Below are 23,705 nucleotides of genomic sequence, written 5' to 3'. Positions count from 1 at the left end.
TTACTGCAAGTTTTTTAAACGCTTGCGGATACTATAGAATTAAAAAAGCTGTCAAAAATCATTTTGGCAGCTTTTTTGTTATAAGAAAGTTAGAATATATGCGTTAGTTGAGTATAATTTCGGCGAAAGCGATAAAATCAAAATTTTAAAAATGAAAATCGGTTATAATTTATTTTTCTTCTTAATGTTAAGTAGGGTTGTATTTGGGCAAACTATAAACCAGTTTGACGAAAATGGAAAACGTCATGGTGTTTGGCAAAAGAAATTTGAAGGTACAGATGTTTTAAGGTACGAAGGGCAATTTGCTCATGGCAAGGAAATAGGTTTGTTTAAGTTTTATAAGTATTATAAAAAGAAAGGCATTTTGTCTGCTACTAAGTTGTTTAATGATACTAACCAGAAGGCAGAGGTTACCTTTTTGGCGTCTAACGGAAGGATAATTAGTAAAGGTGAAATGGATGGTAAAAGTTATATTGGCACTTGGAAGTATTACCAAAAAAACTCCGATCAATTACTTATACTTGAACATTATAACGACAATGGCGCTTTAATAGGTGAGCGTTTGGTGTATTATCCTAACGGACAAATAGCCGAAAAGCAAAATTATGTTAACGGTAAACTAGATGGCGAATCTTTGTGGTTATCCGAAAAAAATGTAGTGCTTAAAAGCTATGTGTATGAAAACGGCGAGTTACATGGTGAAGCTAAGTTTTATAACCCAAAAGGCGAATTACTTTCGGAAGGGCGTTATAAACGCGGTAAAAAAGATGGGGTTTGGAAGTACTATGAAAACGGTAAAACTACCAATGAAAAGGACTTTACTTATAAACCTAAATACATAAAAAAAACGCCTTAATTTCTTAAGGCGCCCCTTTTTCATAGACAACTTTTAATTATAAAAACTAATTGTAATCTACAATCAACAAACCAAACTGTTTTATTCCGTGGCAGGAAGTATTACTTTGTCAATTACGTGTACCACACCATTTATACCTTGAATATCTACTAACGTTGTAATAATGTTACTCATTCTTCCATTACCATCTGTAAGTGTAAAGGTAGATGTATCTGCCATAATTGGGTCACCTAGTGTACTTACTTCTCCAGTTGCTAAACCACTAGATTGTACATTTGCATTTACTATATGGTGTAATAGTACAGCATCAACAGTAGAGGTTGCAATATCTGTAAGTGCATCTGCTTCTAATTCTTCTAATAAATCTACAAAAGCATCATTAGTAGGAGCAAAAACAGTAAAAGGTCCTGCATCTGCATTAGATACTGTTGTGATGTAAGGGACGGTTGGATCCCCTGAATCAGCGTATACTAATGCGTCTACTAAAGTAGATAATGCAGGATTTGTAGTTGCAAATGTTGCTATGGTCGGTAATGCTATAACTTGGTCAATAACATGTACAACGCCATTTGTAGTCATTACATCTGGTAACGTTACTTCGGCACCACCATTAAACATTACACCTGCAGTACCGTCGTAATACAAGCTTAATTTTGTTCCGTTTGGTCCATCGGCTAAAGTGTTGGTATATCCTGTGTTTCCAGAAAGGTCTGCAGAGGCAATATTGGTACCTGTAATTACGTGGTTTAATAACACTTGGGTTAATACATCGTTTGGAACTTCAGATAGCGAGCTAAAACCATTATCTTCTAAGAAAGCTGTAAAAGCTGTATTTGTTGGTGCTAAAACTGTTTTGTCTCCTGCGGCTGTTAATGCATCTACTAAACCGGCTTGCACAACAGCATCAACTAGAATACTTAAATCGTCTACAGTTTGTGCCGTTTCAACTATATTAAGTTGCATTGGTGTTTCTGTTGTATTATCATCATCATTGTTACAAGAGCTAAATGCAACTAAAAGCACTACCGCTAATGTGATTTTTTTTAAAGATTTTAAAGTTTTCATAATATCAATGTTTTTGTTTTGTTTAACAAATATATAAAATAATTAAACATAAACATCTTTTTGTTTAATATTTTTTATTAAATAATAAACAAAGTAGTTTTTTAAAGATGGTTATCATTTATGCTAAAGGCATTGCAATCTTACAATAATACGTATCTTTGTAAACTAATTTTTTAAGAATGAAACGCGTTATAATTGGACTTTCTGGAGGTGTAGATTCTAGTGTTGCGGCATACTTGCTGCAACAACAAGGGTATGAGGTTATTGGTTTGTTTATGAAAAACTGGCATGACGATTCGGTTACCATTTCTAATGAGTGTCCGTGGTTAGATGACAGTAATGATGCTATGTTGGTTGCCGAAAAATTAGGTATACCATTTCAAACCGTCGATTTAAGTGAACAATATAAGGAGCGTATTGTAGATTATATGTTTCATGAATACGAAAAAGGTAGAACACCAAACCCAGATGTGCTATGTAATAGAGAGATAAAGTTTGATGTTTTTATGAAAATAGCCTTAGATCTGGGAGCAGATTATGTGGCCACAGGTCATTATTGTAGAAAAGGAACAATACAGAAGGACGGAAAAGAAGTATATCAACTTTTAGCGGGTGTTGACGGAAACAAAGATCAATCGTACTTTTTATGTCAATTATCGCAAGAACAATTATCTAAAGCATTATTTCCAATTGGCGAGTTAACAAAACCTGAGGTTAGAAAAATAGCAACCGAATTAGATTTAGTTACAGCCGAAAAGAAAGATTCTCAAGGGCTTTGTTTTATAGGTAAAGTAAAGTTGCCTGATTTTTTGCAACAACAACTTAAACCTAAAGAAGGTGTTATTGTAGAAGTGCCTAAAGAGCAAGCCGTTTATAGTGAGGTAAAAACACAATTCGATTCCGAAATTGAAAAACTAGAATACCTGTCGCGTAAAATTGATTATAATATTAATCAAGGTAAAGTTGTAGGTAAACATCAGGGTGCTCATTATTTTACAAAAGGACAACGTAAAGGATTAGGGGTTGGTGGCACGGTAGAGCCATTATTTGTTATTGATACTGATGTTGAAGAGAACATCATATATACTGGTCAAGGTAAAGCCCATCCTGGTTTATACAAGAAAGCATTATTTGTTAGTAATGAAGAATTGCATTGGGTTCGTGAAGATTTAGCTTTAAAGTTAGACGAAACCATGCAAGTAAAAGCAAGAATTAGATACCGACAAGCTTTAGAGGACGCAACGCTTCATAAAGTAGATGGCGGCTTGTATGTAGAGTTTAACGAATTTCAGTCTGCAATAACCGAAGGACAATTTGTGGCTTGGTATATTGAAGATGAATTAATAGGTTCGGGAGTAATTTCATAACTTAGCAAAGCTAATGCCTTCGAGTTATGAAAAAAGTATCTATTCTATTTATCGTATTTGTTTTATTTATTAATAATGTATCTGCCCAAATAGAAGATGCTTGGGTATATTTTACCGATAAAGAGAATGTATCTGCTTCATTGGCTAATCCAATTTCTATACTTACCCAAAAGGCTATTGATAGAAAAAATGCGCATAACGTAACCATCGACGAAAGAGATGTGCCTGTTAACGAGGCTTATATTACACAATTAAAAAATACGGAGGGTATAGCGGTATTGGCTAAATCTAAATGGTTTAATGCTGTGCATGTTCGAGGCATTCAAACCAATATTGAGGCTTTAACTGGTTTAATTTTTGTGAGTAGTATTGATTTCGCTGATAAAAGTTTAAACGCAAAAAACGCTGTAGTTACCAAAAAACAGAATAAGCAATTTAAGCTTGAAAGTGCAATAACTACTTTTGATTACGGCAATTCTGCCAATCAAATAGAAATGTTTAATGGCCATGTTTTACACTTAGAAGATTATACAGGAACTGGAATGACAGTTGCTGTTTTAGATGCCGGTTTTCCTAATGTAAATACTATGGCGGCGTTTCAAAGACTGCGAGATGCTGGTAACCTTTTAGGAAGTTACGATTTTGTAAATAGAGATGTTAATGTATTTACTGGCACGTCTAGTAATCATGGTACCTTAGTATTAAGCAATATGGCTGGATACATTGAAAATGAATTTGTTGGTACAGCTCCAGATGCTTCTTATTATCTATTTATTACCGAAGATAGCGCCAATGAAAACCCTGTTGAAGAAAGTTATTGGGTTGAAGCAGCCGAACGTGCCGATAGTTTAGGTGTCGATATTTTAAATACCTCGTTAGGCTATAAAGATTACTCACCAAATTATACAAGATATACCCATTCTGATACCGATTTAGATGGCTACACCACCTACATAACTCGAGGTGCAAATATAGCTTTTGAAAAAGGTTTGCTTATGGTAACTTCGGCAGGAAACTCAGGAAATGATGGAGTAGGAGCGCCTGCAGATTCTCCAAATGTTTTATCCATTGGAGCTGTAAATTCATCTGGAAATTATGTTTCTTTTAGTTCTGTAGGGAGTGCTATACAGCCAACTCAAAAACCAGATGTGGTGGCTCAAGGTTTTGCTAGTGTTGTGGTTACAGAAAATGATGTTATTGGCACATCCAACGGAACTTCGTTTAGTTCACCCATTCTTGCAGGCGGAATAACATGTTTGTGGCAAGCTTTACCCGAGAAAACTAATGGCGAAATTATGCAATTAGTTAGGGAGTCGGCATCACAATATAATACACCAGATTATTTTTTAGGTTATGGAATTCCTAATCTTGAAACGGCTTTGAATACAGCATTAACAGTTAAAGAAAATGGGGTTAATAATGCTTTTAAAATTTATCCGAATCCCGTTTATAATAAGTTGTTTATTGAATTACCATCAGAAGACACTATAGTTTCTGTTAAGCTATATGACGTTTTAGGACAAGAAGTGAATAGCTTTCAAATGACTTCTTATCAAAATGAAATAAATACAACAGCATTAGCTAATGGTGTATATTTTATTCGAGTAGAAAGTAGTATTATTTCAAAAACTTTCAAAATTATAAAGCAATAATGGCAAACAGAATTACAACTTTATTCGGAATTAAACACCCTATTATACAGGCAGGAATGGTTTGGAATAGTGGTTGGCGATTAGCATCGGCTTCAAGTAATTCAGGTGTTTTAGGACTTATTGGAGCAGGATCAATGTATCCAGACGTTTTGCGAGAGCACATACAAAAATGCAAAAAGGCAACCCATAAACCTTTTGGTGTTAATGTACCCATGCTGTATCCCAACATTCAAGAAATAATGGATATTATAGTTGAAGAAGGTGTTAAAATTGTTTTCACTTCGGCAGGAAATCCAAAAACGTGGACAGCTTGGTTAAAAGAACGCGGTATAACTGTTGTACATGTTGTAAGCAGTGTCAAATTTGCTTTAAAAGCAAAAGAAGCAGGTGTTGATGCTATTGTGGCCGAAGGTTTTGAAGCTGGAGGACATAATGGTAGAGACGAAACTACGACCTTAACTTTAATTCCTATGGTAAAGGAACAGATACAAATTCCTATTATAGCCGCTGGCGGAATTGCCACAGGTAGTGCCATGTTAGCAACTATGATTTTGGGTGCCGATGGTGTTCAAATTGGGAGCCGATTTGTTGCTAGCAATGAAAGTTCGGCACATCAAGATTTTAAAAAGGTCGTTGTAGATGCTAAAGAAGGCGATACACAATTAACTTTAAAAGAGTTGGCTCCGGTGCGCTTAATTAAAAACAAGTTTTACAATCAAGTACAAGACTTATATAAAACAGCGCCTACGGTAGAGCAACTTAAAGCATTGTTAGGTAGAGCAAGAGCAAAACGAGGTATGTTTGAAGGCGACCTAGAAGCAGGTGAGTTAGAAATTGGTCAAATTGCAGGGTTAATACATGACATAAAACCGGTAGTTACTATTGTTCAAGATATTATAATGGAGTTTGAAATGGCTAAAAAAAACGCCTTAAATCTTTAACATAAATTTACTTTAAGTATGAAGTAAAGTTTACTTTTGCAACATGCAAATTAGTAACTACACAAAAGAATTTAAATACAATTGGCAACTAGCTGCTCCTGTAATGTTGGGCATGTTAGGGCATACCTTTGTTAGTTTTGTAGATAACATTATGGTTGGGCAATTAGGTACAGCAGAACTTGCTGCGGTATCTTTAGGAAATAGCTTTATGTTTATTGCCATGTCCTTAGGTATTGGGTTTTCAACAGCCATAACCCCTTTAATTGCGGAAGCAGATTCTTCTAAAGATTTTACAAAAGGAAAATCGGCATTTAAACACGGTTTGTTTTTATGTACCGTTTTAGGGATATTACTTTTTTTACTGGTTTATTTTTCAAAACCGCTAATGTATTTAATGAAACAACCTATTGAGGTAGTCCAATTAGCTATTCCTTATCTAAATTATGTAGCGATTTCATTAATACCCTTAATTGTATTTCAAGGCTTTAAACAGTTTAGTGATGGTTTATCTATGACTAAATACCCAATGTATGCTACTTTAATTGGGAATATTATAAATATAGTTTTAAACTATTTATTAATTTTTGGAAAGTTTGGTTTCCCAGAATTAGGCATTGTAGGAGCAGCCTACGGAACTTTGGCCTCTAGGTTAATTATGGTTTGGTACCTGTGGTATTTGTTAAAAGGTAAAGAAAAATCGAAAGCATTTGTTACCAATATTAAGTTTTTTGTGCTCGATAAGTTAATGCTTAAAAAAATTTTAAATTTAGGCGCACCTAGTGCTATGCAAATGTTTTTTGAAGTAGCTATATTTACCGCAGCTATTTGGCTAAGTGGATTACTAGGTAAAAATCCGCAAGCGGCTAATCAAATCGCTTTAAACCTTAGTTCCATGACCTTTATGGTTGCCATGGGATTAAGTGTAGCCTCCATGATTCGCGTGGGTAATCAAAAGGGACTAAAAGCGTATTTAGAATTAAGACGTATTGCATTTTCTTTATTTTTAATGGGCACCTTACTGGCCTTTTGTTTTGCCTTACTTTTCTTTGCTTTTCATGATTACCTTCCAAGAATATATGTCGATTTTAATGACATAGAAAATTATGCAGATAATATGGAGGTAGTAAGTATCGCATCAAACCTATTAATAGCTGCTGCTATTTTTCAAATTAGCGATAGTATTCAGGTAGTTGTTTTAGGCGCTTTACGCGGATTGCAGGACGTAAAAATACCAACGGTAATAACATTTATTTCGTATTGGTTAGTTGGGTTTCCTATAAGTTGGTTTTTAGGTGATAAAGATGCTTACGGAAGTTTTGGTATTTGGTTAGGGTTGCTGGCTGGTTTAACTACGGCTTCAATTTTATTGTATATAAGGTTTAACTATTTGACAAAAAAGTTAATTTTGTCGAACAAATAATATTAAAAAAATGAGTCTTCCAAAATTTATATTAGGTGATAACACCGAATTCCCAAACGCAATCTATGTGATTCATACCGAGTTTCCTAGGTTTATTATTAATCTTGAAAACGATGAGGTAGAGTGGTTTGAAGATTTTGATGCAGAAGACCAAGAGGAATTAGAAGTTGAAACTGAAAACGCTATAAAAGAAGCTACAGATTTTTATGATAGCGAAGTGGCTAAGTACGACGAATAAAAACGAAATACCTGTATTTAAATGATTGAACAGCTTTTACAATATGATACCGCGTTATTTGTATATTTAAATGGGTTGGGATCTGCAACCTGGGATGGTTTATGGTTAGCTATAACGCATAAGTATACCTTTGCGCCGCTATATGCGATTTTGCTGTTTTTACTTTATAGACAGTTTGGACTAAAATCGTTATTGGTTTTTATAGTGGTTATCGCTTTAATGGTAACCTTTACTGATCAAATAACTAATGTTTTTAAGCGTACGTTTATGCGGCCACGACCTTGTGGCGCAGAAGATATAGCCGATAAAATTCGTTTTATAGCAGTGCGCTGTGGTAAATATGGTTTTTTCTCTGGGCATTCATCAAATACTATGGCAGCTGCTGTATTTACAGGTTTAATGCTTAAACCATACTATAAAAATTTAATCTTTATAATGTTATTATGGAGTGCTATTGTTGCTTACAGTAGGATTTATGTTGGTGTGCATTATCCTTTAGATATTTTTTGCGGAATGACTTTTGGAGCCATATCCGGATTTATGTTTTACAAATTGGGAACTTATGCCAATAAGCGGTTTGTAAATGATTAATCTTTAATACTTAATAGATAATCGGCAGCAGCAAAAGGCGTGGTTTTGTTGTTTTCTAAAAGCTTTATTTGTTCCTTTAATGCTTTTTTGATTTTTGGTGTACTGAAGAAGTTCGATTTTAATTGATTTTCTACCGTCTGAATGAGCCAAAACGTATTCTGTTGTAACCTGTTATTTTGAAAGTAATTGCTTTTAGTGGTTGTGCTTACATAATCTAGAATAATATTCCAAATGTCTTCAATACCTTGGTTTTCTAGTGCGCTACACAAAGTAACTTTAGGTTGCCATTGTGATGCTTTTTCTGGGTAGAGGTGAAGTGCTCTTTTAAATTCTACCTGCGCTAATTTGGCTTGTTTTATGTTGTTGCCATCGGCTTTGTTAATGGCAATAGTATCGGCCATTTCAATAATGCCTCGTTTTATACCTTGCAATTCATCGCCGGCGCCTGCTAGTTTTAAAAGCAGAAAGAAATCGACCATGCTATGTACTGTGGTTTCACTTTGTCCAACACCAACAGTTTCTATTATTATAACATCGAAACCTGCGGATTCACACAAAATTATAGTTTCTCTGGTTTTTCGGGCTACGCCACCAAGAGAGTCGCCCGAAGCCGACGGACGAATAAAAGCGTTATCGTCTTTAACCAGAGCTTCCATTCGGGTTTTATCGCCTAAAATACTGCCTTTGGTAATACTGCTACTTGGGTCTATAGCTAATACGGCAACGCGTTTTCCTTGTGCGGTTAGGTCTTTTCCAAAAACCTCAATAAACGTGCTCTTTCCAACACCGGGTACGCCGGTAATGCCAATTCTAACGGATTTGTTGGCATGAGGTAAACAGGCTTTTAATATGGTGTTGGCTTGGGCTTTATGCGTTGTATTTTTACTTTCTACAAGTGTTATGGCTCTACTTAAGGCTGTAATATCTTGGTTTAATATAGACGTTACTAAGCTGTTGCTGTCTAATTTGGTTTTACGTTTTTGTTTAATCGCAGCAATAGACGCTTTGTTAGTCGTTTCGAAACTAGAGACACCTTCTTTTTCTTGTAAAGCAGATTTGTTTTTTTTAGCCATAACTCTTGTTTCCTGTTTTTGGTAATACAGGAATGTTTGTCTAAATTACGATTTTATTTTTATTGACTGCTTATTGGAAACGGTTTTGGTGAAGCGTTAAATTAAGAATTATGGGTAGCTAAATTTACATTCTCTTTTTTTTGTTTTTCAAAATCCTGAACTTTTAATTTTAATCTTTTAATTTGTTCGTAAATATTGTTCCAAGGTTCTGCATTTATCTGAAATGTTTCTGTGGTTTTTATGGATGAGTTTTTATATTTAATTACAAAGCCTTTGTAGAAATCTAATTTAATAATCTCGTTAATATTTAAAATCAATTTTTTTCTACCTTTTATAATAGAGTAGCTTATAATAGTTATTTCATCATGATTCTGAAGGATTTCAAGTATAATTTTATTGTCCTTAAATAGATAAAAAATCGAAAAAAATAAAATTAAAGGGATTGAATACCAATCCATATCCATATCCGTATTACTGTTTATAAGGTAAAGAACTCCACTAAAAATTAAGATGTTCCAAAATAAATTCCAAAACACTTTTAGTTTAAGGTTCTTTATTAAATGGTCATTCATACTTTATTTAAGAGGCACTGCAATTTTTACATCGTCCCATGCCATGGTTAAGTACAGATTATCGGTAGAATTATCGAAAGCAATAGTAAATTGCTCGACATGGTTTGGTAACTTTTGTACAGGCACTTCAATGTTTAAAGCATCGTAATTGGGGTCCCACATAGGTTGCATTTCGGCATTTACACCCCAAGAGTATTGTTTAGAATTAAAAATAACATTCCATGTGGAATCCTTTGGAACGGTCCAAAGGGTATATTTTCCTGCTGCTAATGGCATGCCGTTTACTTGTAGCGTTTTGTTGGTTTCGAAGGTTGTAGCTTCGTTTGCTCCTGTACGCCAAACTTGGTTAAATGGTACTAAAGCGCCAAAAATTTCGCGGCCTTTACGGTATGGACGGTTATAAAATACTTCGAGTTTTAAGTCGTTTAATTTAAATTCTACAGTATCTTTTGGACTTAATCGTTTTGCAAAAATGTTTTCGACAAAAGTTGAATATAAAAATAAACCTAAAGCTATTATTGATAATAGGATTAAGGTGCGCTTTAAAAAGGTGTTCATTTAGAGATATTTATTAAGGTATAAAGATAATTTAATTGAAATAACTGATAAAGTAGAAACGTTAAATTATTTAGATTTGTTGTGAGGGAGAAATAACACAATACAAATGGTTGGCAACAGATGTTTAAAGTAGCATGCAAACCGAGCTTGTACCTATGTTTTTGAACTGCCACCTGCAAACTAACCCGCGCTAGGGATTGTAGCGGATAGCCCACAGCCCGACGTAGGAGGAACGAGGACTTGTAGCGGAAAGCCCGACCCTTGTGGTAGTGCTCAAATTATTTTTTTTGAAAAAAATTAAAGTTTTTGCAACACTCTTATTTTTTAATCGTCTTTTAAACGAACTAACCTATCTGCATGATGCATAATGTGGATAACAACCAAAAGTAAAGGAAGCATGTTTCAAGTTGACATTATTGAGCAATGTAAACGGAATAACCGGAAGGCGCAATTGCAGTTATACAACCAGTACTGCGATGGTATGTATATTGTTGCAAAACGGTTTTTAAAGGATGCTGCCGATGCTGAAGATGTGGTACAAGAGGCGTTTATTAAGGCGTTTACCAAGCTGCATCAATACCAAGCTGAGGTTACTTTTGGTGCGTGGTTAAAACGTATTGTGGTGAATAAGAGTATCGATTTTTTAAAGGCTAAAAAGCACACGCTTGTTGAGTTAAACGAGGTGCACCTTAAGGTTATTGATACGCCTAAAGACGACAAATGGTTGGTAGAAGATACGGTAACATTAAGCGATGTTAAATTGGCTATTAACGCATTGCCAGAAACGTATAAATATGTTGTGATGCTATATTTGATTGAAGGTTACGACCATCAAGAAATTTCGGAGATTCTAGATATTTCTGAAGTGGCATCGAGAACACAACTATCTAGAGGAAAAGTAAAATTACAAAAACTGTTAACACTTAAAAAAGATGGCACAAGACATTAGAGAGTTGTTTAAAACCGACCAGATAAAACATGAGGAGATGCCTAAAAACCATCAAAATCGTTTTCTTGAAAAATTGGATGTTGCAATGCCCGAAAAGCAAGCTGCTACATTTGGTTGGCTTAAAATTGCCGCTAGTATTGTTGTGCTTTTAGGGGTAAGTTTTGGAGCTTATAAATTAATAGAATCGCCAATAAATGGTAACATGCCAGCGGTTGTTACTACTAAAACTATGGAAACAAAATCGTTGGGTGATATATCCCCAGGTTTAAAAAAAGTGGAGGATTATTATTTAGCCAGCATAAATTTAGAGTTGGCAAAAATGACCTATGCTCCAGAAACTAAGGAGTTGTTTGATGGGTATTTAAACCAGTTAAATGAACTTGATAAAGCCTACCAAAAACTATCTTTAGAGTTAACCGAGTCTGGACCAAGTGAGTTAACAGTTAATGCCTTAATTGATAATTTAAAATTGCGTTTAAATTTATTGTATCGATTGAGAGCACAATTAAAAACATTTAATACTTCTGATGGTTTAGCCAATGAGGTATCTCAATCAATCTAAAAAAATCAAAAAATGAACAGTTTTTATATAAAAATCAAATTTGTGGTGCTCTGCTTTCTTATTTCGGGAAGTATGGCAGCACAACAAAAATTAACTAAAGTATCGCAATCTATAAAAGTAGATAAAGATGTTGTGGTAGATTTAAACACAAGTTACTGCAATATTGTGTTTGATACATGGAACAAAAACACTGTAGAGATAGAGGCTTATGTTGAAGGCGAAAAATTAAGCAAAGACCAATTAGACGATGCTTTAAAGCAATGGCATATAGATATTGATGCTACCACAAATAAGGTAACAATTAATGCCGGTAGTGGACATGCTCCAAATGCTATGTGGGCACATCATGAGGCTTACGATTGCGATAATTGCGACGACAATTATGGTGTTGGTGCAATTTTAAATGAATTAAAATTTGAACTTGCAGATATGCCAGAGATGCATATTAATATTCCGGAAATACCGGAAATGCCAGAAATACCACAAATGTTTGAAATGCCCGAATTACCCGAATTACCAGAAGGCGTTAATGCTATTGCTTTTGATTATGAAGCCTATAAAGAGCAGGGAGAGGATTATTTGGAGAAATGGTCGCGTAAATTTGAGTCTAAATACGGCAAAGACTACGCTAAAAAAATGGAAGCTTGGGGAGAAAAATTTGGAAAAGAGTGGAGTGAAAAGTATGGTGATGATTTTGCTGAAAAAATGGAAGCTTGGGGCGAGAAGTTTGGAGAAGAATGGGGCGAAAAATATGCCGAACGTATGGAAGAATGGGGTGAGCGTTTTGCAGAGCGTATGGAAGTTCAAGCCAGTAGAGTGGAAGCCCAAGCAGAACATATTGCTGCCAATGCCGAACGTATGGCGGCACAAAAGGAACGCGCTATGATGCATCGCGAAATGGCTAAGGAACATGTTAAAGACCGTAAAGCGCACCTTAAGGAACGTGCTGTTTTAATTAAAAAAAGAGAGCTAGAAATAGAAAGGCTTTTGGATAATAAATTGTCTATTAAAGTTAAAAAAACGATTAAAATTAAAATACCTAAGGATGCTAAATTACGAGTAAATGTTAAGTATGGCGAGATAGAATTTGCTAATAATATAGATAATTTAAAAGCAGATTTAGCTTATACAAAGTTTAAAGCATTAAGCATTAATGGAAGTTCTACTTCCATTAATGCTTCATATTCGCCAATACAGATTACGCACTGGAATTTGGGTGAGTTGAATTTAAATTATGTTAAAAGTGCAGATATTGAGCATGTTGCTCATTTGGTTTTAAACCTAACATCATCGGAGGTAGATATAGAAACTTTAACAGGAAGTGCTATAATAGATAGTAATATTGGCGATGTAGATATTTATAGTATTGAAGATAGTTTTAATAACTTAAATATTATTTTACAAAATAGTAATGCTGTTATTGGATTGCCTAAAACAGACTATAGTTTGCAGTATAAAGGTACACATTCTCGTTTGGTACAGCCAGATGATCAGGCTGTAAAAAGTAATACCTCTAATTTTTCTACAGGAAATCCTTCTATTGGAAAAACAATTTTAATTAATGCTAAATATAGCGATATTACTATGCAGTAAATCTACTTTTATATTTTGGTATTAGTACCTGTTTATTTGCCAGAATTCTAATTTTCTTCGCGTAACAAAACCAAGTTTTTTATACAGATTTATAGGTCCGAGATTAGTTTGGTCCACATGTAAAAAAGGTGTTTTATTTTTTTCAAATATTTTATTAGATGTATGGGTAACTAGCTGTTTAGCGTAACCATTCCCAACATAATTTGGGTGTGTTATTACACCGCTAATTTCGGTAAACTGCTCTGTTTGCATGCGTTCGCCTGTTATGGCTACCAATTTTTCATCCTTAAAAATGCCAAAGTAGCGTCCTAAGGTATCGGTTTTAGGTTTAAAAAAATCAGGGTAAGCGATGGCAACCAAATCCATGATTTCTTCATGATGACTTGGTTTAAGTTCTACAATGCTTTCGGTTATTAGATGGTCTATTTTTTTATAAAGTATCATTTGTAAACCAACATACTGAATAGGTGGTTTAAAAGATGAAGGCATTTTAGGTTTTTCGCCTACCATAAAAAAGGAAGGCGTTAATTTAGCATGTTCCATTATAGCAGCAGCGGTATCTGCTCCTTTTATAAACGCCCCAAAAGGTGTAAAATCTGGATGATACATTTTAGTGTAACCATAATCTATTCCTTGTTGTGTATGTTTATCTGTTATTGAAAACCAAACTGGATTATCTAAAACATTTTCGTTATGCATAGTATTAAATGATATGGGCGTCTAATTGTTTTGTAATGGTTTCTATTGTTGTATCGAAATTAAACCAAAGGGTATCTTCTTGTCTTTTAAACCAGGTAAGCTGACGTTTAGCAAAACGACGCGTGTTTTTTTTAATTTCGGAGGTAGCAAACTCTAAATCCCAAGTGCCCTCTAGATAGCTGAAAAGTTCTTTGTATCCAACCGTGTTTAGAGCATTAAGGTTCTTGTAGTCTAGTAATGCTGTTACTTCGTCCAATAAACCTTCAGCCATCATAATATCTACACGCTGGTTAATACGTTGGTAAATAAGAGCTCTATCTGCCATTAAACCAATAGTAATGGTTTTAAAATTTCGTTTTGCTTTCCCTTGGTTTAAAAAGGAAGAATACGGTTTACCTGTGCCTATGCAAATTTCTAAAGCGCGAATTACACGATGTGGATTAGCTATGGCTATGCTATTATAAGACGTAATATCTAATGCTTGCAATTGGGCTTGAAGCGATTCTAGCCCATGGGTTTCTAATTGGGAATTTAAGGCTTCGCGAATGCTAGGATCTACTTCTGGAAAATGGTCTAAGCCTTTTGTAACGGCATCGACATACAAGCCTGAGCCACCAACCATAACTACCACATTATGAGCTTTAAACAAGGTGTTTAAGCATTGCAGTGCATCCTTTTCGAAAGCACCAACATTGTAATTGTCTTTTATCGATTTATGATGTATAAAGTGATGTTTAGCACCTGCAAGTTCGTGGGGTGATGGTGCGGCAGTACCTATTTTCATTTCTTTGAAAAACTGGCGTGAATCTGCCGATATAATTTCGGTGCTATAATGCTGCGCCAACTTAATACTAAGTGCCGTTTTTCCTATGGCTGTTGGGCCTATTATGGAAATAAGGTATTTGTTGTTTGTTTTCAGAAGTTAAAAGATAAAAGTTAGACTATTTCTGCACCACACACATAGCAATATTTAGCTTCGCTACGCACATCGCTTGTTAAACATTCTTTACAGGTTTTAGTTTCTATTATAATTTCTTCCTCTTCTTTTATTTCTACCTTTTTCTGTGAAGCAAACTCAGCACTAACAATACCAGTGGGTACAGCTATAATACCGTAACCTATTATCATAATAACAGAGGCCAGAAATTGTCCCACAGGAGTTACAGGAGCGATATCGCCATAACCTACAGTAGTAAGCGTTACAATAGCCCAATATACACTTCGTGGAATACTTGTAAAGCCACTGTCTTGTTCGCCTTCAACGAGATACATAACGGTACCAAGAATAACACAAATAATAACCACAAACGATACAAAAACAGCAATTTTAACTCTACTAGCGCGCAGTGCTTTTAAAAAATTATTGGATTCGCCCATAAAACGGGCTAATTTTAAAATTCTAAAAATACGCATTAAACGTAATGCTCTTAAAGCTACTAAGGAGTGCGATCCTACTAAGAAAAACGATAAATATTTAGGTATTGTTGAAAGCAAATCAATAATGCCATAAAAACTAAAAACATATTTTTTTGGACTAGAGTTGGTAATAACTCTTAAAATATATTCGATAGTAAAAAGTATGGTAATTATCCATTCGGCAATGTTAAGAAAGGTATGATATTCGGCATCAATAGTATTAACACTTTCAAGCATTACCAATAATATACTTGCTAGTATAACTACTAAAAGTACAAGATCGAACAATTTTCCAGCCGGTGTATCCGAATGATAAATAATTTTATAGATCCTAGCTTTCCAATGTTTATCGAATAACTTTTTCATGATAGTAAATGTAGCAAAAAGTTAAGTTACTTTTTACTAGTAGCTTAAATGGTTTTTTTTAATAAAATGAGTGTGTTGTTTTGAATATCGACTATCTTACTCATAAACGCTTTTAAATAGGGGTAATAATCTACGTCGTAAATTGGTGTTTTAAAATCAATTTTGAATAAGAAATTGATGCTATTACCAACTTGTTTTGGGCTAAACACCAGTTGACCTGTATTGTTTGGCAGTGCTATTTTTTGCTCTTTAGGTATTTCTACAATACTGTAATGATCATTTAATTCTATATTAAACATATAAAAATAACTATCGCTATATCCAAAATCTATAGGATATGTTCTTTCTTGTAATTTAAAGGGGTTTTCTTTAAAAAATGTTACAAAAAATGGGTTTAGATAAATATTATCTCCTGCTTCATTAAAGTTATATTCTAAATTGTAGGTTTCTTTAAAGTCTTTACTTGTTTCAATATCTGAAGTAATTTTAAAATTTGATATTTCTAAATATGGGAAATTGTTCTCTAGTTTGTCTAAATAGTCACTAGAGTTTGAATAGTATGCCTTTTTTTTATGTAATGCGTGATAGCCAGTCCTTTTAGATTTTATGGTTCCTACAAGTTGGTCATCCTCATTAAATTTTAAATTTGCTTGATAAAATATATTTGATGTTATACTTGGTTTTAGGGTAATCCATGAACTTCCGTTTTTAAAATCGATAAGTCGACCTTTGTTGTTTAAACATCTAAATGGGATTTCGCCAAAATTTAAATATTTATCGGTTGCATCTAATAAATATACGTTTTCATTAATAGAAGCCTGTACAATTTGATAGTTAAATTCTGAAAGTACAGGGAAGAGATCGGTAGGATAACCATTATTTCTTGTTGATAATATTACTGGATTTACATTAACATTACATGCTTTTAATAAATTGTGAAGTAGAATATTTATAGAAGACACATTACCAGATTTGTTTTTTAAAATATCCTTTATTGAGGTGTTAGAGAATATTTTATATTCTTCATCCCATGTATAATTATGCTGAACGTATTTATAGATTAATTTTGCTTTTTTTAAGATATCTGGTTCGTTATAAATATGGTTGGGTAATATATTTTCGGCATCTATATTTTTTTTGAGTTGTTTACCAATTTCTTTATCGGTTCTTAACTCTTTATCAACGGCATCCCATGTTTTGGTATAATGTTTTATTGTACCATCCATACCTCTAAAAGTTTGTAACTCGTATTCTATACGGGCTAAATAATTAGCCCTTGTAGTCATATAGTTTTCTTCTATAAATGCTGGTATGTCTTTCATGGCATATTTGCTTACGCCACAATCGGCACTTGCACCATTAAACATTTTTAAACAGTTTTTTTCTATTTTAGAATCGTTTAATACTAATTTTTTACCACCAACTAGTTTAATGTTGTACAGCCAGTTTCCTGGAATACTTGTATTATATTCACTATAAAGTTTTGGTATTTCGCTTTGGAAATTCCATCCGTGGTATTTAAACATAAACGGAGATCTTATTTTATAACTATACGTAATAATCGAGCCTTCCTTTATGTTTGGTAGCGTAAATTTTATAATAGTATGGTTTTCATTAAATTCTTCTATAAAAATATCTTTTTCTTGTAATTGGGTTTTTATTACTTTATTATTAACTAGATTATAAGTAGTTGCAAAAATATCTTCAATATATTCCTTGCTATTACCGTTTTTATATTGGTGTATAACAATATTAGCATGATTAAATCCTTGCCTGTTTAAAATTTTAGTTTTATGTTTTTTTTCCGTCCTTAAATCAAAATCATTTTTATCAACATAGCTGTTTCCGTGTTCAAAAATAACTATTGCATTGGCAGTGGAATCTTTTAAGAAGGTATTACTTGTTATATCGCCAAGTGTAACATTGTAAGATTCTGAGTTGTAATTTTCTTGAGCAAGACAGGTAAAACTAATAAGAAGAATAAAGAGTAAAGTAAATTTAGACATAGTTAATCTAATGAAATAATTTTTAAACGTTTGTTTTTTCTTAGGTGGTTTTGAATAATATGCTGTGCATCTTTATTATTTTGCATGGGTGTAATAATAGATTCTAAAACCTTAAGGTTAGTTATTTGGTAGTTTAAATTGAAAAAGCCAATGCCTTTAAAAACGCCGTTTTCAATTAATATAGCACTGCGCTCATCAACCTCTCGACCTCTATCAATAATAACCATATTTTTGTTAGAGTAGCTGTTTTTTTCAATTAAAGCCTCCACACGTTTGTTGTAAGATTCTGGAGATTCTTCTTGAATACAAGCGCCTTTACAAGCTTTAATGTCGTATCCAAAACAACTTGTTTTTGTTTTATATAAGCCTGAAAGTTTTTGGCATAAGTTATAATCTTCAACAGCTCGAGTAATAAAACTTTTTCCGCTTTCGCGATTGCTAAAGGTTGTTATGGCTTTTTTACGACCATCGGCAACATCAATTTTAAGGTTTAAGTAACCTTTGTCGTCTTTAAAAACATATAAGGCGTGCGTAAATGTTGAACGTCGTAAAGCTCTGTTATGTAATGGCTTGTTCTTTTTAATCTCTTCGCTTTCTTTTAACAGTGCTACCAATTCGCTACCTGTAGCTTCATACGTTACCGAGGCTACTTTAGATTGTAATTTTTTTGATTTGGAATTGGTGCCCGTAAAATGCTGATTAATACGTTTTTTTATATTGTTACTCTTGCCAATATAAATGATGTCTCCATCAGATTTATGAATGTAATAAACGCCAGTTATAGAAGGTAATGTTTCAATAATATCCAATAGCTTGGGCTCCATTTTGCGTTTGGCGCTAAGCTTTATAGATTTTTGTATAATGGTTTTAGTGGTGTCCTTAGCCAGTAGTAATTTAAAAAGTTTTACGGTTGCTAAAGCGTCACCCGAAGCCCGATGTCTGTCGGTTACAGGGATACCTAATGATCGCACTAATTTTCCTAGGCTATAAGAGTCTTGTTCGGGAATTAAATCTTTTGAAAGCTCTACAGTACATAAGGTTTTACGCTCGTAATGGAAACCTAATCGTCTAAATTCTGTGCTTAAAATGCGGTAATCGAATTGGGCATTATGCGCCACAAGAATACAGTCTTGAGTAATTTCTACAATACGCTTAGCAACCTCATAAAATTTAGGTGCATTACGAAGCATATTACTATTAATTCCTGTTAGGTTTACTACAAAAGGTTGGATGTCGCGTTCTGGGTTTACTAAGCTTATAAATTGATCGACCACCTCATGACCATCAAATTTATAAATAGCAATTTCAGTTATACCTTCTTCATTAAATTTACCACCTGTGGTTTCTATGTCTAGTATTGCGTAAATAGTATAACTTTATTTTTTAATTTGTATAATTTCGTGAACCAAATATACTACTTCCTACTCGAATCATTGTACTACCAGCTGCAATTGCTAAAGGAAAATCGCCACTCATACCCATACTAATAGTTTTTAATCTGCAGTATTGGGTTTGTAGGGCTTTTAAAGCATCGAAAGCGAATTTTAAACGATTGAATTCATTGGTTATTTGGTTTTCATCAGTAGTAAAAGTAGCCATTCCCATAACGCCAACCACATTAATATTTTTTAATTCTGAAAATTTTTCAGATTGAATAATTTCTGATGCTTCTTCAAAAGACATTCCAAATTTAGAGTCTTCTGATGCTATTTTTAGTTGTAACAAGCAATCAATTACACGATTATGTTTTTTTGCTTGCTTATTAATTTCTTTTAATAATTTGTAATTATCAACACCATGAATTAAGCTCACAAATTCGGCCATGTATTTAACCTTATTTGTTTGTACATGACCAATCATATGCCATTCAATATCCTTTGGCATGTCTTGGTGTTTTTCTACCATTTCTTGGATTTTATTCTCTCCAAAAATACGCTGACCCGCTTCATAAGCTTCCATTAAATCGCTAACAGGTTTGGTTTTTGAAACGGCCACCAAGGTGACGTGCTCTGGAAGTTTAGATTTTATGTTGTTTAGGTTTTCTTTAATACTCATGTATCTATAAATTCTGTTTTATTAATTTAGAAAAAGCCTCTAAATCGTTAACATTATGAAAAATATTTTTTGGGACGTAAATAAATTGACTTTTAGCAATATATATTAACCAATAGTTGTTTTTTGAAACTGCTTTTTGGATGCTATTCGCCACTAATTTCGATTCATTTCCTGCTCTTTTAAAATGCAAATACTCATTATTAAAAGATAAATGGGTTTTTGAAAATATGGGTTTATGGCCTTTTAAACTTGTCCAAAAATAGAGGTAAATTGATATTATGAAAGGGTATGAAAATGAGAAAATAATAAAAAAGGTACTAAAACTATCGTTTCCAAACTTAGGTAAATTGAAAATAGCAATAAGTATCATGATAAGGTAAAGCCACCATGATTTTTTAAATCGCGTTAATAAAACAATTTTATAATAGTTCTCTTTAGTTAATGAAAAAGCCTTGGTTTCAATCATTATTTTAAAAACTGTTTCGAAACCTTTTCTGCTTTTCTACTTTCGGAATAATCGTAAAACCCTTCACCAGATTTTACACCTAATTTATCTGCTTGCACCATATTAACTAATAATGGGCATGGGGCATATTTAGGGTTTTTAAAGCCGTTATACATTACATTTAAAATAGACAAGCAAACATCTAGTCCAATAAAATCCGCAAGTTGTAATGGTCCCATTGGGTGCGCCATTCCTAACTTCATTACCGTATCAATTTCATTAACACCAGCAACACTGTTATAAAGGGTTTCAATAGATTCGTTTATCATGGGCATTAAAATCCGGTTGGCTACAAAACCAGGATAATCATTAACTTCTACTGGATCTTTACCTAAGGTTTTAGATAGGTCCATGATAGTATTAGTAACAGCTTCGCTTGTGCTGTATCCTCTAATTATTTCAACCAGTTTCATGATTGGAACCGGATTCATAAAATGCATACCAATAACTTGCTCTGGTCTAGATGTTGCAGCTGCAATTTGTGTTATGGATATAGACGAAGTATTGGTTGCTAGAATTGTTGATTCCGAGCAAATTTCATCTAAAGTTTCAAATATTTTAAGTTTTAATTCTAAATTTTCAGTAGCAGCTTCAACAACTAAATCTATGGTTTTTACAGCGTCTTCTAAATTGGTGTATGTGCTTATATTTGCTAGAGTATTAGTTTTATCTGCTTCCGAAATTTTTTCATTAGCAATCATTCTATCTAAATTCTTAGCAATAGTATTCATGCCTTTTTCTAAAGCGGTTTCATTAACATCTATAAGCGAGACTTTAAATCCAGATTGCGCAAAGGTATGCGCAATACCATTACCCATAGTGCCTGCACCAATTATTGCTATTTTTTTCATTTAAAAGGCATTTATTATTTGGGTAGCCACACGAAGTGCTTCGGTACCATCATGTAAAGATACAATTGGTGTAGTGTTGTTATTTATAGCATCGGCAAAGGTTTCTAATTCATCTAAAATAGAATTGTTTTCTAATACCGATGGATTATCAAAATAGATCTGTTTTTTTACGCCTTCGGCATTTTGTAACACCATATCGAAATCGCCAGGGTTTTCAGGAGCATCTTTCATTTTTACCACCTCACATTTTTTAGTAAGAAAATCTACAGAGATATAAGCGTCCTTTTGAAAAAAGCGTGCTTTACGCATGTTTTTAAGTGAAATTCTACTCGCTGTTAAATTGGCAACACAGCCATTTTCGAACTCTAAACGCGCATTGGCAATATCTGGGGTATCACTAATTACTGAAACACCACTTGCCGAAATATGTTTAACCTTCGATTTTACGACGCTAAGTATAATATCAATATCATGAATCATTAAATCTAAAACCACAGGAACATCGGTACCTCTAGGATTAAACTCTGCCAATCGATGTGTTTCGATAAACATAGGCGAGTTAATTTCATCTTTAACAGCAAGATATGCCGGATTAAAACGCTCTACATGGCCTACTTGTCCGCGTAGATTATGTTCTGCTAGCAGTTCTCTAATATGTTCTGCCTCTTCAACCGTATTAGTTATAGGTTTTTCAATAAAAACATGTTTGTTTTTAGCAATAGCTTGTTTCGCACAATCGTAATGCGACAAGGTTGGCGTAACAATATCCACCATATCTACAGCATCAATAAGCGCATCTATAGAGTTGAAAAATTTATATCCAAATTCGGCTTCTACCTTTTTACCGTTTGTTTCATCGGCATCATAGAACCCAATAAGGTCGTATTTTGTAGATTGTTTAAGAAGTCTTAAATGAATTTTTCCTAGGTGACCAGCACCAAGAACTCCAGCTTTTAGCATAATTTATACGTTTTCAACAAAAATAAGATAATTAAAAGATGAAGTTAGGAAATTAATCTAAAAATTTGGCCTATAAATGGCGAAAAATAAAATCTCAATAAATAGTTTTTAGCTTAAAAATGTTTGCCTAATTTTATCCAACTAAACCACGCCAGCATTGAAAGACACATTTAAGCATCAAGGATTAAGACAGCAGCTCGTTAAAATATTAGAAAACAAAGGGATAACAGATACCCGTGTTTTAAACGCCATAGGTAAAATACCGAGGCATTTGTTTATGGATTCTAGCTTTTTAGACCATGCTTATCAAGATAAAGCATTTCCTATTGGTGCAGACCAAACCATTTCTCAACCTTACACGGTAGCTTTTCAATCGGAATTATTAAGAATTAAACCTGGAGACAAAATTCTAGAAATTGGTACGGGTAGTGGTTATCAAACTGCTGTTTTATGCGAATTGGGGGCTAAAGTTTATAGTATTGAGCGCCAAAATGAGCTGTTCAAAAAAACGAGTAAGTTTCTACCAAAATTAGGCTATCGTGCTAAGAAGTTAATTTTTGGCGATGGTTACATAGGACTTGTAGACGAGGCACCTTTTGATGGCATAATAGTAACAGCAGGAGCACCTTTTGTGCCAAAACCGTTGTTAAGCCAATTGAAAATAGGAGGAAGACTTGTTATTCCTGTGGGCGACGATGTGCAAATCATGAATATGTTTACCAGAAAAGGCCCTAAAGAATTTGAGCAAGAAGAGTTTGGCGAATTTAGGTTTGTGCCTTTGCTGGAGGATAAGAATTAGTATTCTTATTTCTTCATGAAAATACCAAACAACTCATTACCCTGTCGTGGTGCAATGGAATTATAGCAATCCTCTAAAGTAATAATACTAAAAAAGGGCTCGAAATAGCCTAAATATTCTTGTTTAGAACCACCAAAAGGACGTTTTTCCATATCGCCTGTTAATGGCATTGAAAACCATAGGCCAACTAGTTTGCCATTAGTGTTTAGTAATTCGTGCATTTTAGCAGCGTATTGTTGTCTATTACTTTTGGTAGGAGGAAAGGAGCAGAAAAAGGTTTGCTCTATAATTAAATCGTACGTATTATTATGTGTAAAGAAATCGCCTTGAATTGTTTGGTTCACGGGGAATTCTGGAATGCGTTTTTTTAAAGCGTCCAAAGGTTCTTTAGAAATATCTAAGACATAAACATTTTTAAAGCCCTTGTTAAATAGATATTCGGCTTCGTAAGCATGACCTGCACCGGGAATTAAAATTTTTAAATCCTTGTTTTCTAATTGATCAATATATGCTTTTAAAGGTGCTGATGGTTCGCCAATATCCCAACCGGTTTGGTTATCTAAATAGCGTTGCGTCCAAAAAGTTTCTTCCGTATTAGAATTATCCATATT

The 23,705-nt window shown here is 33.8% G+C and carries 25 protein-coding genes; 11 read left to right on the top strand and 14 right to left on the bottom strand.

Going from position 1 to position 23,705, the window contains the following annotated elements; translation table 11 throughout:
* Positions 1 to 151 precede the first annotated feature (151 nt).
* Positions 152 to 856, top strand: coding sequence for a toxin-antitoxin system YwqK family antitoxin (locus tag AAFN75_RS17215; RefSeq protein ID WP_411807532.1), 705 nt, complete (start codon positions 152 to 154; stop codon positions 854 to 856).
* An 81-nt stretch (positions 857 to 937) separates the two neighbouring features.
* Here AAFN75_RS17215 and AAFN75_RS17210 read toward each other — a convergent pair whose 3' ends face one another.
* Positions 938 to 1,921, bottom strand: a complete 984-nt coding sequence (locus AAFN75_RS17210) for a fasciclin domain-containing protein (protein WP_411807531.1) — start codon at positions 1,919 to 1,921, stop codon at positions 938 to 940.
* Between the two features lie 179 nt (positions 1,922 to 2,100).
* On the opposite strand from AAFN75_RS17210, the gene mnmA reads away from it, so the two are divergent.
* From mnmA to AAFN75_RS17180, 6 genes are read left to right on the top strand one after another with little or no spacing between them, the layout of a single operon-like run.
* The gene (mnmA, locus tag AAFN75_RS17205) at positions 2,101 to 3,288 is read left to right on the top strand and encodes a tRNA 2-thiouridine(34) synthase MnmA (RefSeq protein WP_411807530.1); all 1,188 of its coding nucleotides are present in this window, start codon (positions 2,101 to 2,103) and stop codon (positions 3,286 to 3,288) included.
* Positions 3,289 to 3,314: 26 nt separating this feature from the next.
* A complete protein-coding gene (locus AAFN75_RS17200) occupies positions 3,315 to 4,940 on the top strand; it encodes a S8 family serine peptidase (protein WP_411807529.1) in 1,626 nt (541 codons plus the stop codon).
* On the top strand, positions 4,940 to 5,881 hold the full coding sequence (locus AAFN75_RS17195) for an NAD(P)H-dependent flavin oxidoreductase (protein WP_411807528.1): 942 nt from the start codon (positions 4,940 to 4,942) through the stop codon (positions 5,879 to 5,881). The genes AAFN75_RS17200 and AAFN75_RS17195 overlap by 1 nt, the downstream gene beginning before the upstream one ends.
* Before the next feature lie 43 nt (positions 5,882 to 5,924).
* Entirely contained in the window at positions 5,925 to 7,301 is a 1,377-nt protein-coding gene (locus tag AAFN75_RS17190) for an MATE family efflux transporter (RefSeq protein ID WP_411807527.1), read from the top strand.
* Positions 7,302 to 7,311: 10 nt separating this feature from the next.
* Positions 7,312 to 7,539, top strand: coding sequence for a hypothetical protein (locus AAFN75_RS17185; RefSeq protein WP_144117625.1), 228 nt, complete (start codon positions 7,312 to 7,314; stop codon positions 7,537 to 7,539).
* Between the two features lie 21 nt (positions 7,540 to 7,560).
* Positions 7,561 to 8,130 (top strand): phosphatase PAP2 family protein, encoded by a 570-nt coding sequence (locus AAFN75_RS17180; protein WP_411807526.1) that lies wholly within the window; start codon positions 7,561 to 7,563, stop codon positions 8,128 to 8,130.
* Here AAFN75_RS17180 and meaB read toward each other — a convergent pair.
* From meaB to AAFN75_RS17165, 3 genes are all read right to left on the bottom strand, one after another.
* Positions 8,127 to 9,203, bottom strand: coding sequence for a methylmalonyl Co-A mutase-associated GTPase MeaB (meaB, locus tag AAFN75_RS17175; RefSeq protein ID WP_411807525.1), 1,077 nt, complete (start codon positions 9,201 to 9,203; stop codon positions 8,127 to 8,129). The genes AAFN75_RS17180 and meaB overlap by 4 nt on opposite strands.
* A 101-nt stretch (positions 9,204 to 9,304) precedes the next feature.
* Positions 9,305 to 9,775 (bottom strand): hypothetical protein, encoded by a 471-nt coding sequence (locus AAFN75_RS17170; protein WP_411807524.1) that lies wholly within the window; start codon positions 9,773 to 9,775, stop codon positions 9,305 to 9,307.
* Between the two features lie 3 nt (positions 9,776 to 9,778).
* Entirely contained in the window at positions 9,779 to 10,333 is a 555-nt protein-coding gene (locus AAFN75_RS17165) for a DUF2911 domain-containing protein (RefSeq protein WP_144117619.1), read from the bottom strand.
* Between the two features lie 397 nt (positions 10,334 to 10,730).
* Here AAFN75_RS17165 and AAFN75_RS17160 point away from each other — a divergent pair, with 397 nt between their 5' ends.
* The 3 genes from AAFN75_RS17160 to AAFN75_RS17150 all read left to right on the top strand — a co-directional run bounded on the left by AAFN75_RS17160 (position 10,731) and on the right by AAFN75_RS17150 (position 13,437).
* Positions 10,731 to 11,282, top strand: coding sequence for an RNA polymerase sigma factor (locus tag AAFN75_RS17160; RefSeq protein ID WP_092850908.1), 552 nt, complete (start codon positions 10,731 to 10,733; stop codon positions 11,280 to 11,282).
* Complete coding sequence (locus tag AAFN75_RS17155) at positions 11,266 to 11,844, top strand: hypothetical protein (RefSeq protein ID WP_411807523.1); 579 nt, start codon at positions 11,266 to 11,268, stop codon at positions 11,842 to 11,844. The genes AAFN75_RS17160 and AAFN75_RS17155 overlap by 17 nt, the downstream gene beginning before the upstream one ends.
* Positions 11,845 to 11,916: 72 nt before the next feature.
* Positions 11,917 to 13,437, top strand: a complete 1,521-nt coding sequence (locus AAFN75_RS17150; protein WP_411807522.1) for a hypothetical protein — start codon at positions 11,917 to 11,919, stop codon at positions 13,435 to 13,437.
* Positions 13,438 to 13,458: 21 nt separating this feature from the next.
* Here AAFN75_RS17150 and AAFN75_RS17145 read toward each other — a convergent pair whose 3' ends face one another.
* From AAFN75_RS17145 to AAFN75_RS17105, 9 genes are read right to left on the bottom strand one after another with little or no spacing between them, the layout of a single operon-like run.
* Complete coding sequence (locus AAFN75_RS17145) at positions 13,459 to 14,136, bottom strand: GNAT family N-acetyltransferase (protein WP_411807521.1); 678 nt, start codon at positions 14,134 to 14,136, stop codon at positions 13,459 to 13,461.
* Between the two features lie 4 nt (positions 14,137 to 14,140).
* Positions 14,141 to 15,055 carry a tRNA (adenosine(37)-N6)-dimethylallyltransferase MiaA gene (gene miaA / locus AAFN75_RS17140; protein WP_411809296.1) on the bottom strand — a complete coding sequence of 305 codons (915 nt, stop codon included), beginning with the start codon at positions 15,053 to 15,055 and terminating at the stop codon, positions 14,141 to 14,143.
* A gap of 17 nt (positions 15,056 to 15,072) precedes the next feature.
* Positions 15,073 to 15,918: an ion transporter gene (locus AAFN75_RS17135; protein WP_411807520.1), complete on the bottom strand. Its 846-nt coding sequence runs from the start codon at positions 15,916 to 15,918 to the stop codon at positions 15,073 to 15,075.
* A 44-nt stretch (positions 15,919 to 15,962) separates the two neighbouring features.
* Positions 15,963 to 17,924 carry a hypothetical protein gene (locus AAFN75_RS17130; RefSeq protein ID WP_411807519.1) on the bottom strand — a complete coding sequence of 654 codons (1,962 nt, stop codon included), beginning with the start codon at positions 17,922 to 17,924 and terminating at the stop codon, positions 15,963 to 15,965.
* 2 nt (positions 17,925 to 17,926) lie between these two features.
* On the bottom strand, positions 17,927 to 19,291 hold the full coding sequence (locus AAFN75_RS17125; RefSeq protein ID WP_411809295.1) for an exonuclease domain-containing protein: 1,365 nt from the start codon (positions 19,289 to 19,291) through the stop codon (positions 17,927 to 17,929).
* Positions 19,292 to 19,307: 16 nt separating this feature from the next.
* Positions 19,308 to 19,979: a YggS family pyridoxal phosphate-dependent enzyme gene (locus AAFN75_RS17120; RefSeq protein ID WP_411807518.1), complete on the bottom strand. Its 672-nt coding sequence runs from the start codon at positions 19,977 to 19,979 to the stop codon at positions 19,308 to 19,310.
* Between the two features lie 4 nt (positions 19,980 to 19,983).
* Positions 19,984 to 20,445 (bottom strand): YcxB family protein, encoded by a 462-nt coding sequence (locus tag AAFN75_RS17115; RefSeq protein WP_411807517.1) that lies wholly within the window; start codon positions 20,443 to 20,445, stop codon positions 19,984 to 19,986.
* Entirely contained in the window at positions 20,445 to 21,335 is an 891-nt protein-coding gene (locus AAFN75_RS17110) for a 3-hydroxyacyl-CoA dehydrogenase family protein (protein WP_411807516.1), read from the bottom strand. The genes AAFN75_RS17115 and AAFN75_RS17110 overlap by 1 nt, the downstream gene beginning before the upstream one ends.
* Positions 21,336 to 22,295 carry a Gfo/Idh/MocA family protein gene (locus AAFN75_RS17105; RefSeq protein WP_411807515.1) on the bottom strand — a complete coding sequence of 320 codons (960 nt, stop codon included), beginning with the start codon at positions 22,293 to 22,295 and terminating at the stop codon, positions 21,336 to 21,338. It abuts the gene before it with no gap.
* Positions 22,296 to 22,452: 157 nt separating this feature from the next.
* Here AAFN75_RS17105 and AAFN75_RS17100 point away from each other — a divergent pair, with 157 nt between their 5' ends.
* Positions 22,453 to 23,094 (top strand): protein-L-isoaspartate(D-aspartate) O-methyltransferase, encoded by a 642-nt coding sequence (locus AAFN75_RS17100; RefSeq protein ID WP_411807514.1) that lies wholly within the window; start codon positions 22,453 to 22,455, stop codon positions 23,092 to 23,094.
* Positions 23,095 to 23,099: 5 nt separating this feature from the next.
* On the opposite strand, the gene AAFN75_RS17095 is transcribed toward AAFN75_RS17100, so the two are convergent.
* Positions 23,100 to 23,702 carry a methyltransferase domain-containing protein gene (locus AAFN75_RS17095; protein WP_411807513.1) on the bottom strand — a complete coding sequence of 201 codons (603 nt, stop codon included), beginning with the start codon at positions 23,700 to 23,702 and terminating at the stop codon, positions 23,100 to 23,102.
* Between the last annotated feature and the right edge of the window lie 3 nt (positions 23,703 to 23,705).

It is taken from the genome of Algibacter sp. AS12 (assembly GCF_046736315.1).
GTDB lineage: Bacteria > Bacteroidota > Bacteroidia > Flavobacteriales > Flavobacteriaceae > Algibacter_B > Algibacter_B amylolyticus.
The sequence above is the reverse complement of the archived record's forward strand: the minus strand, read 5'-3'. Positions and strand labels throughout refer to the sequence as shown.

Coding starts and splice junctions, on each gene's coding strand:
- AAFN75_RS17215 (WP_411807532.1), top strand. CDS start 152: ATGAAAATCGGTTATAATTTATTTTTCTTCTTAATGTTAAGTAGGGTT.
- AAFN75_RS17095 (WP_411807513.1), bottom strand. CDS start 23,702: ATGGATAATTCTAATACGGAAGAAACTTTTTGGACGCAACGCTATTTA.
- AAFN75_RS17145 (WP_411807521.1), bottom strand. CDS start 14,136: ATGCATAACGAAAATGTTTTAGATAATCCAGTTTGGTTTTCAATAACA.
- AAFN75_RS17155 (WP_411807523.1), top strand. CDS start 11,266: ATGGCACAAGACATTAGAGAGTTGTTTAAAACCGACCAGATAAAACAT.
- AAFN75_RS17105 (WP_411807515.1), bottom strand. CDS start 22,295: ATGCTAAAAGCTGGAGTTCTTGGTGCTGGTCACCTAGGAAAAATTCAT.
- AAFN75_RS17115 (WP_411807517.1), bottom strand. CDS start 20,445: ATGATTGAAACCAAGGCTTTTTCATTAACTAAAGAGAACTATTATAAA.
- AAFN75_RS17185 (WP_144117625.1), top strand. CDS start 7,312: ATGAGTCTTCCAAAATTTATATTAGGTGATAACACCGAATTCCCAAAC.
- AAFN75_RS17200 (WP_411807529.1), top strand. CDS start 3,315: ATGAAAAAAGTATCTATTCTATTTATCGTATTTGTTTTATTTATTAAT.
- AAFN75_RS17190 (WP_411807527.1), top strand. CDS start 5,925: ATGCAAATTAGTAACTACACAAAAGAATTTAAATACAATTGGCAACTA.
- AAFN75_RS17130 (WP_411807519.1), bottom strand. CDS start 17,924: ATGTCTAAATTTACTTTACTCTTTATTCTTCTTATTAGTTTTACCTGT.
- AAFN75_RS17195 (WP_411807528.1), top strand. CDS start 4,940: ATGGCAAACAGAATTACAACTTTATTCGGAATTAAACACCCTATTATA.
- AAFN75_RS17170 (WP_411807524.1), bottom strand. CDS start 9,775: ATGAATGACCATTTAATAAAGAACCTTAAACTAAAAGTGTTTTGGAAT.
- AAFN75_RS17160 (WP_092850908.1), top strand. CDS start 10,731: ATGTTTCAAGTTGACATTATTGAGCAATGTAAACGGAATAACCGGAAG.
- AAFN75_RS17110 (WP_411807516.1), bottom strand. CDS start 21,335: ATGAAAAAAATAGCAATAATTGGTGCAGGCACTATGGGTAATGGTATT.
- AAFN75_RS17135 (WP_411807520.1), bottom strand. CDS start 15,918: ATGAAAAAGTTATTCGATAAACATTGGAAAGCTAGGATCTATAAAATT.
- AAFN75_RS17150 (WP_411807522.1), top strand. CDS start 11,917: ATGGCAGCACAACAAAAATTAACTAAAGTATCGCAATCTATAAAAGTA.
- AAFN75_RS17165 (WP_144117619.1), bottom strand. CDS start 10,333: ATGAACACCTTTTTAAAGCGCACCTTAATCCTATTATCAATAATAGCT.
- mnmA (WP_411807530.1), top strand. CDS start 2,101: ATGAAACGCGTTATAATTGGACTTTCTGGAGGTGTAGATTCTAGTGTT.
- AAFN75_RS17180 (WP_411807526.1), top strand. CDS start 7,561: ATGATTGAACAGCTTTTACAATATGATACCGCGTTATTTGTATATTTA.
- AAFN75_RS17210 (WP_411807531.1), bottom strand. CDS start 1,921: ATGAAAACTTTAAAATCTTTAAAAAAAATCACATTAGCGGTAGTGCTT.
- AAFN75_RS17120 (WP_411807518.1), bottom strand. CDS start 19,979: ATGAGTATTAAAGAAAACCTAAACAACATAAAATCTAAACTTCCAGAG.
- meaB (WP_411807525.1), bottom strand. CDS start 9,203: ATGGCTAAAAAAAACAAATCTGCTTTACAAGAAAAAGAAGGTGTCTCT.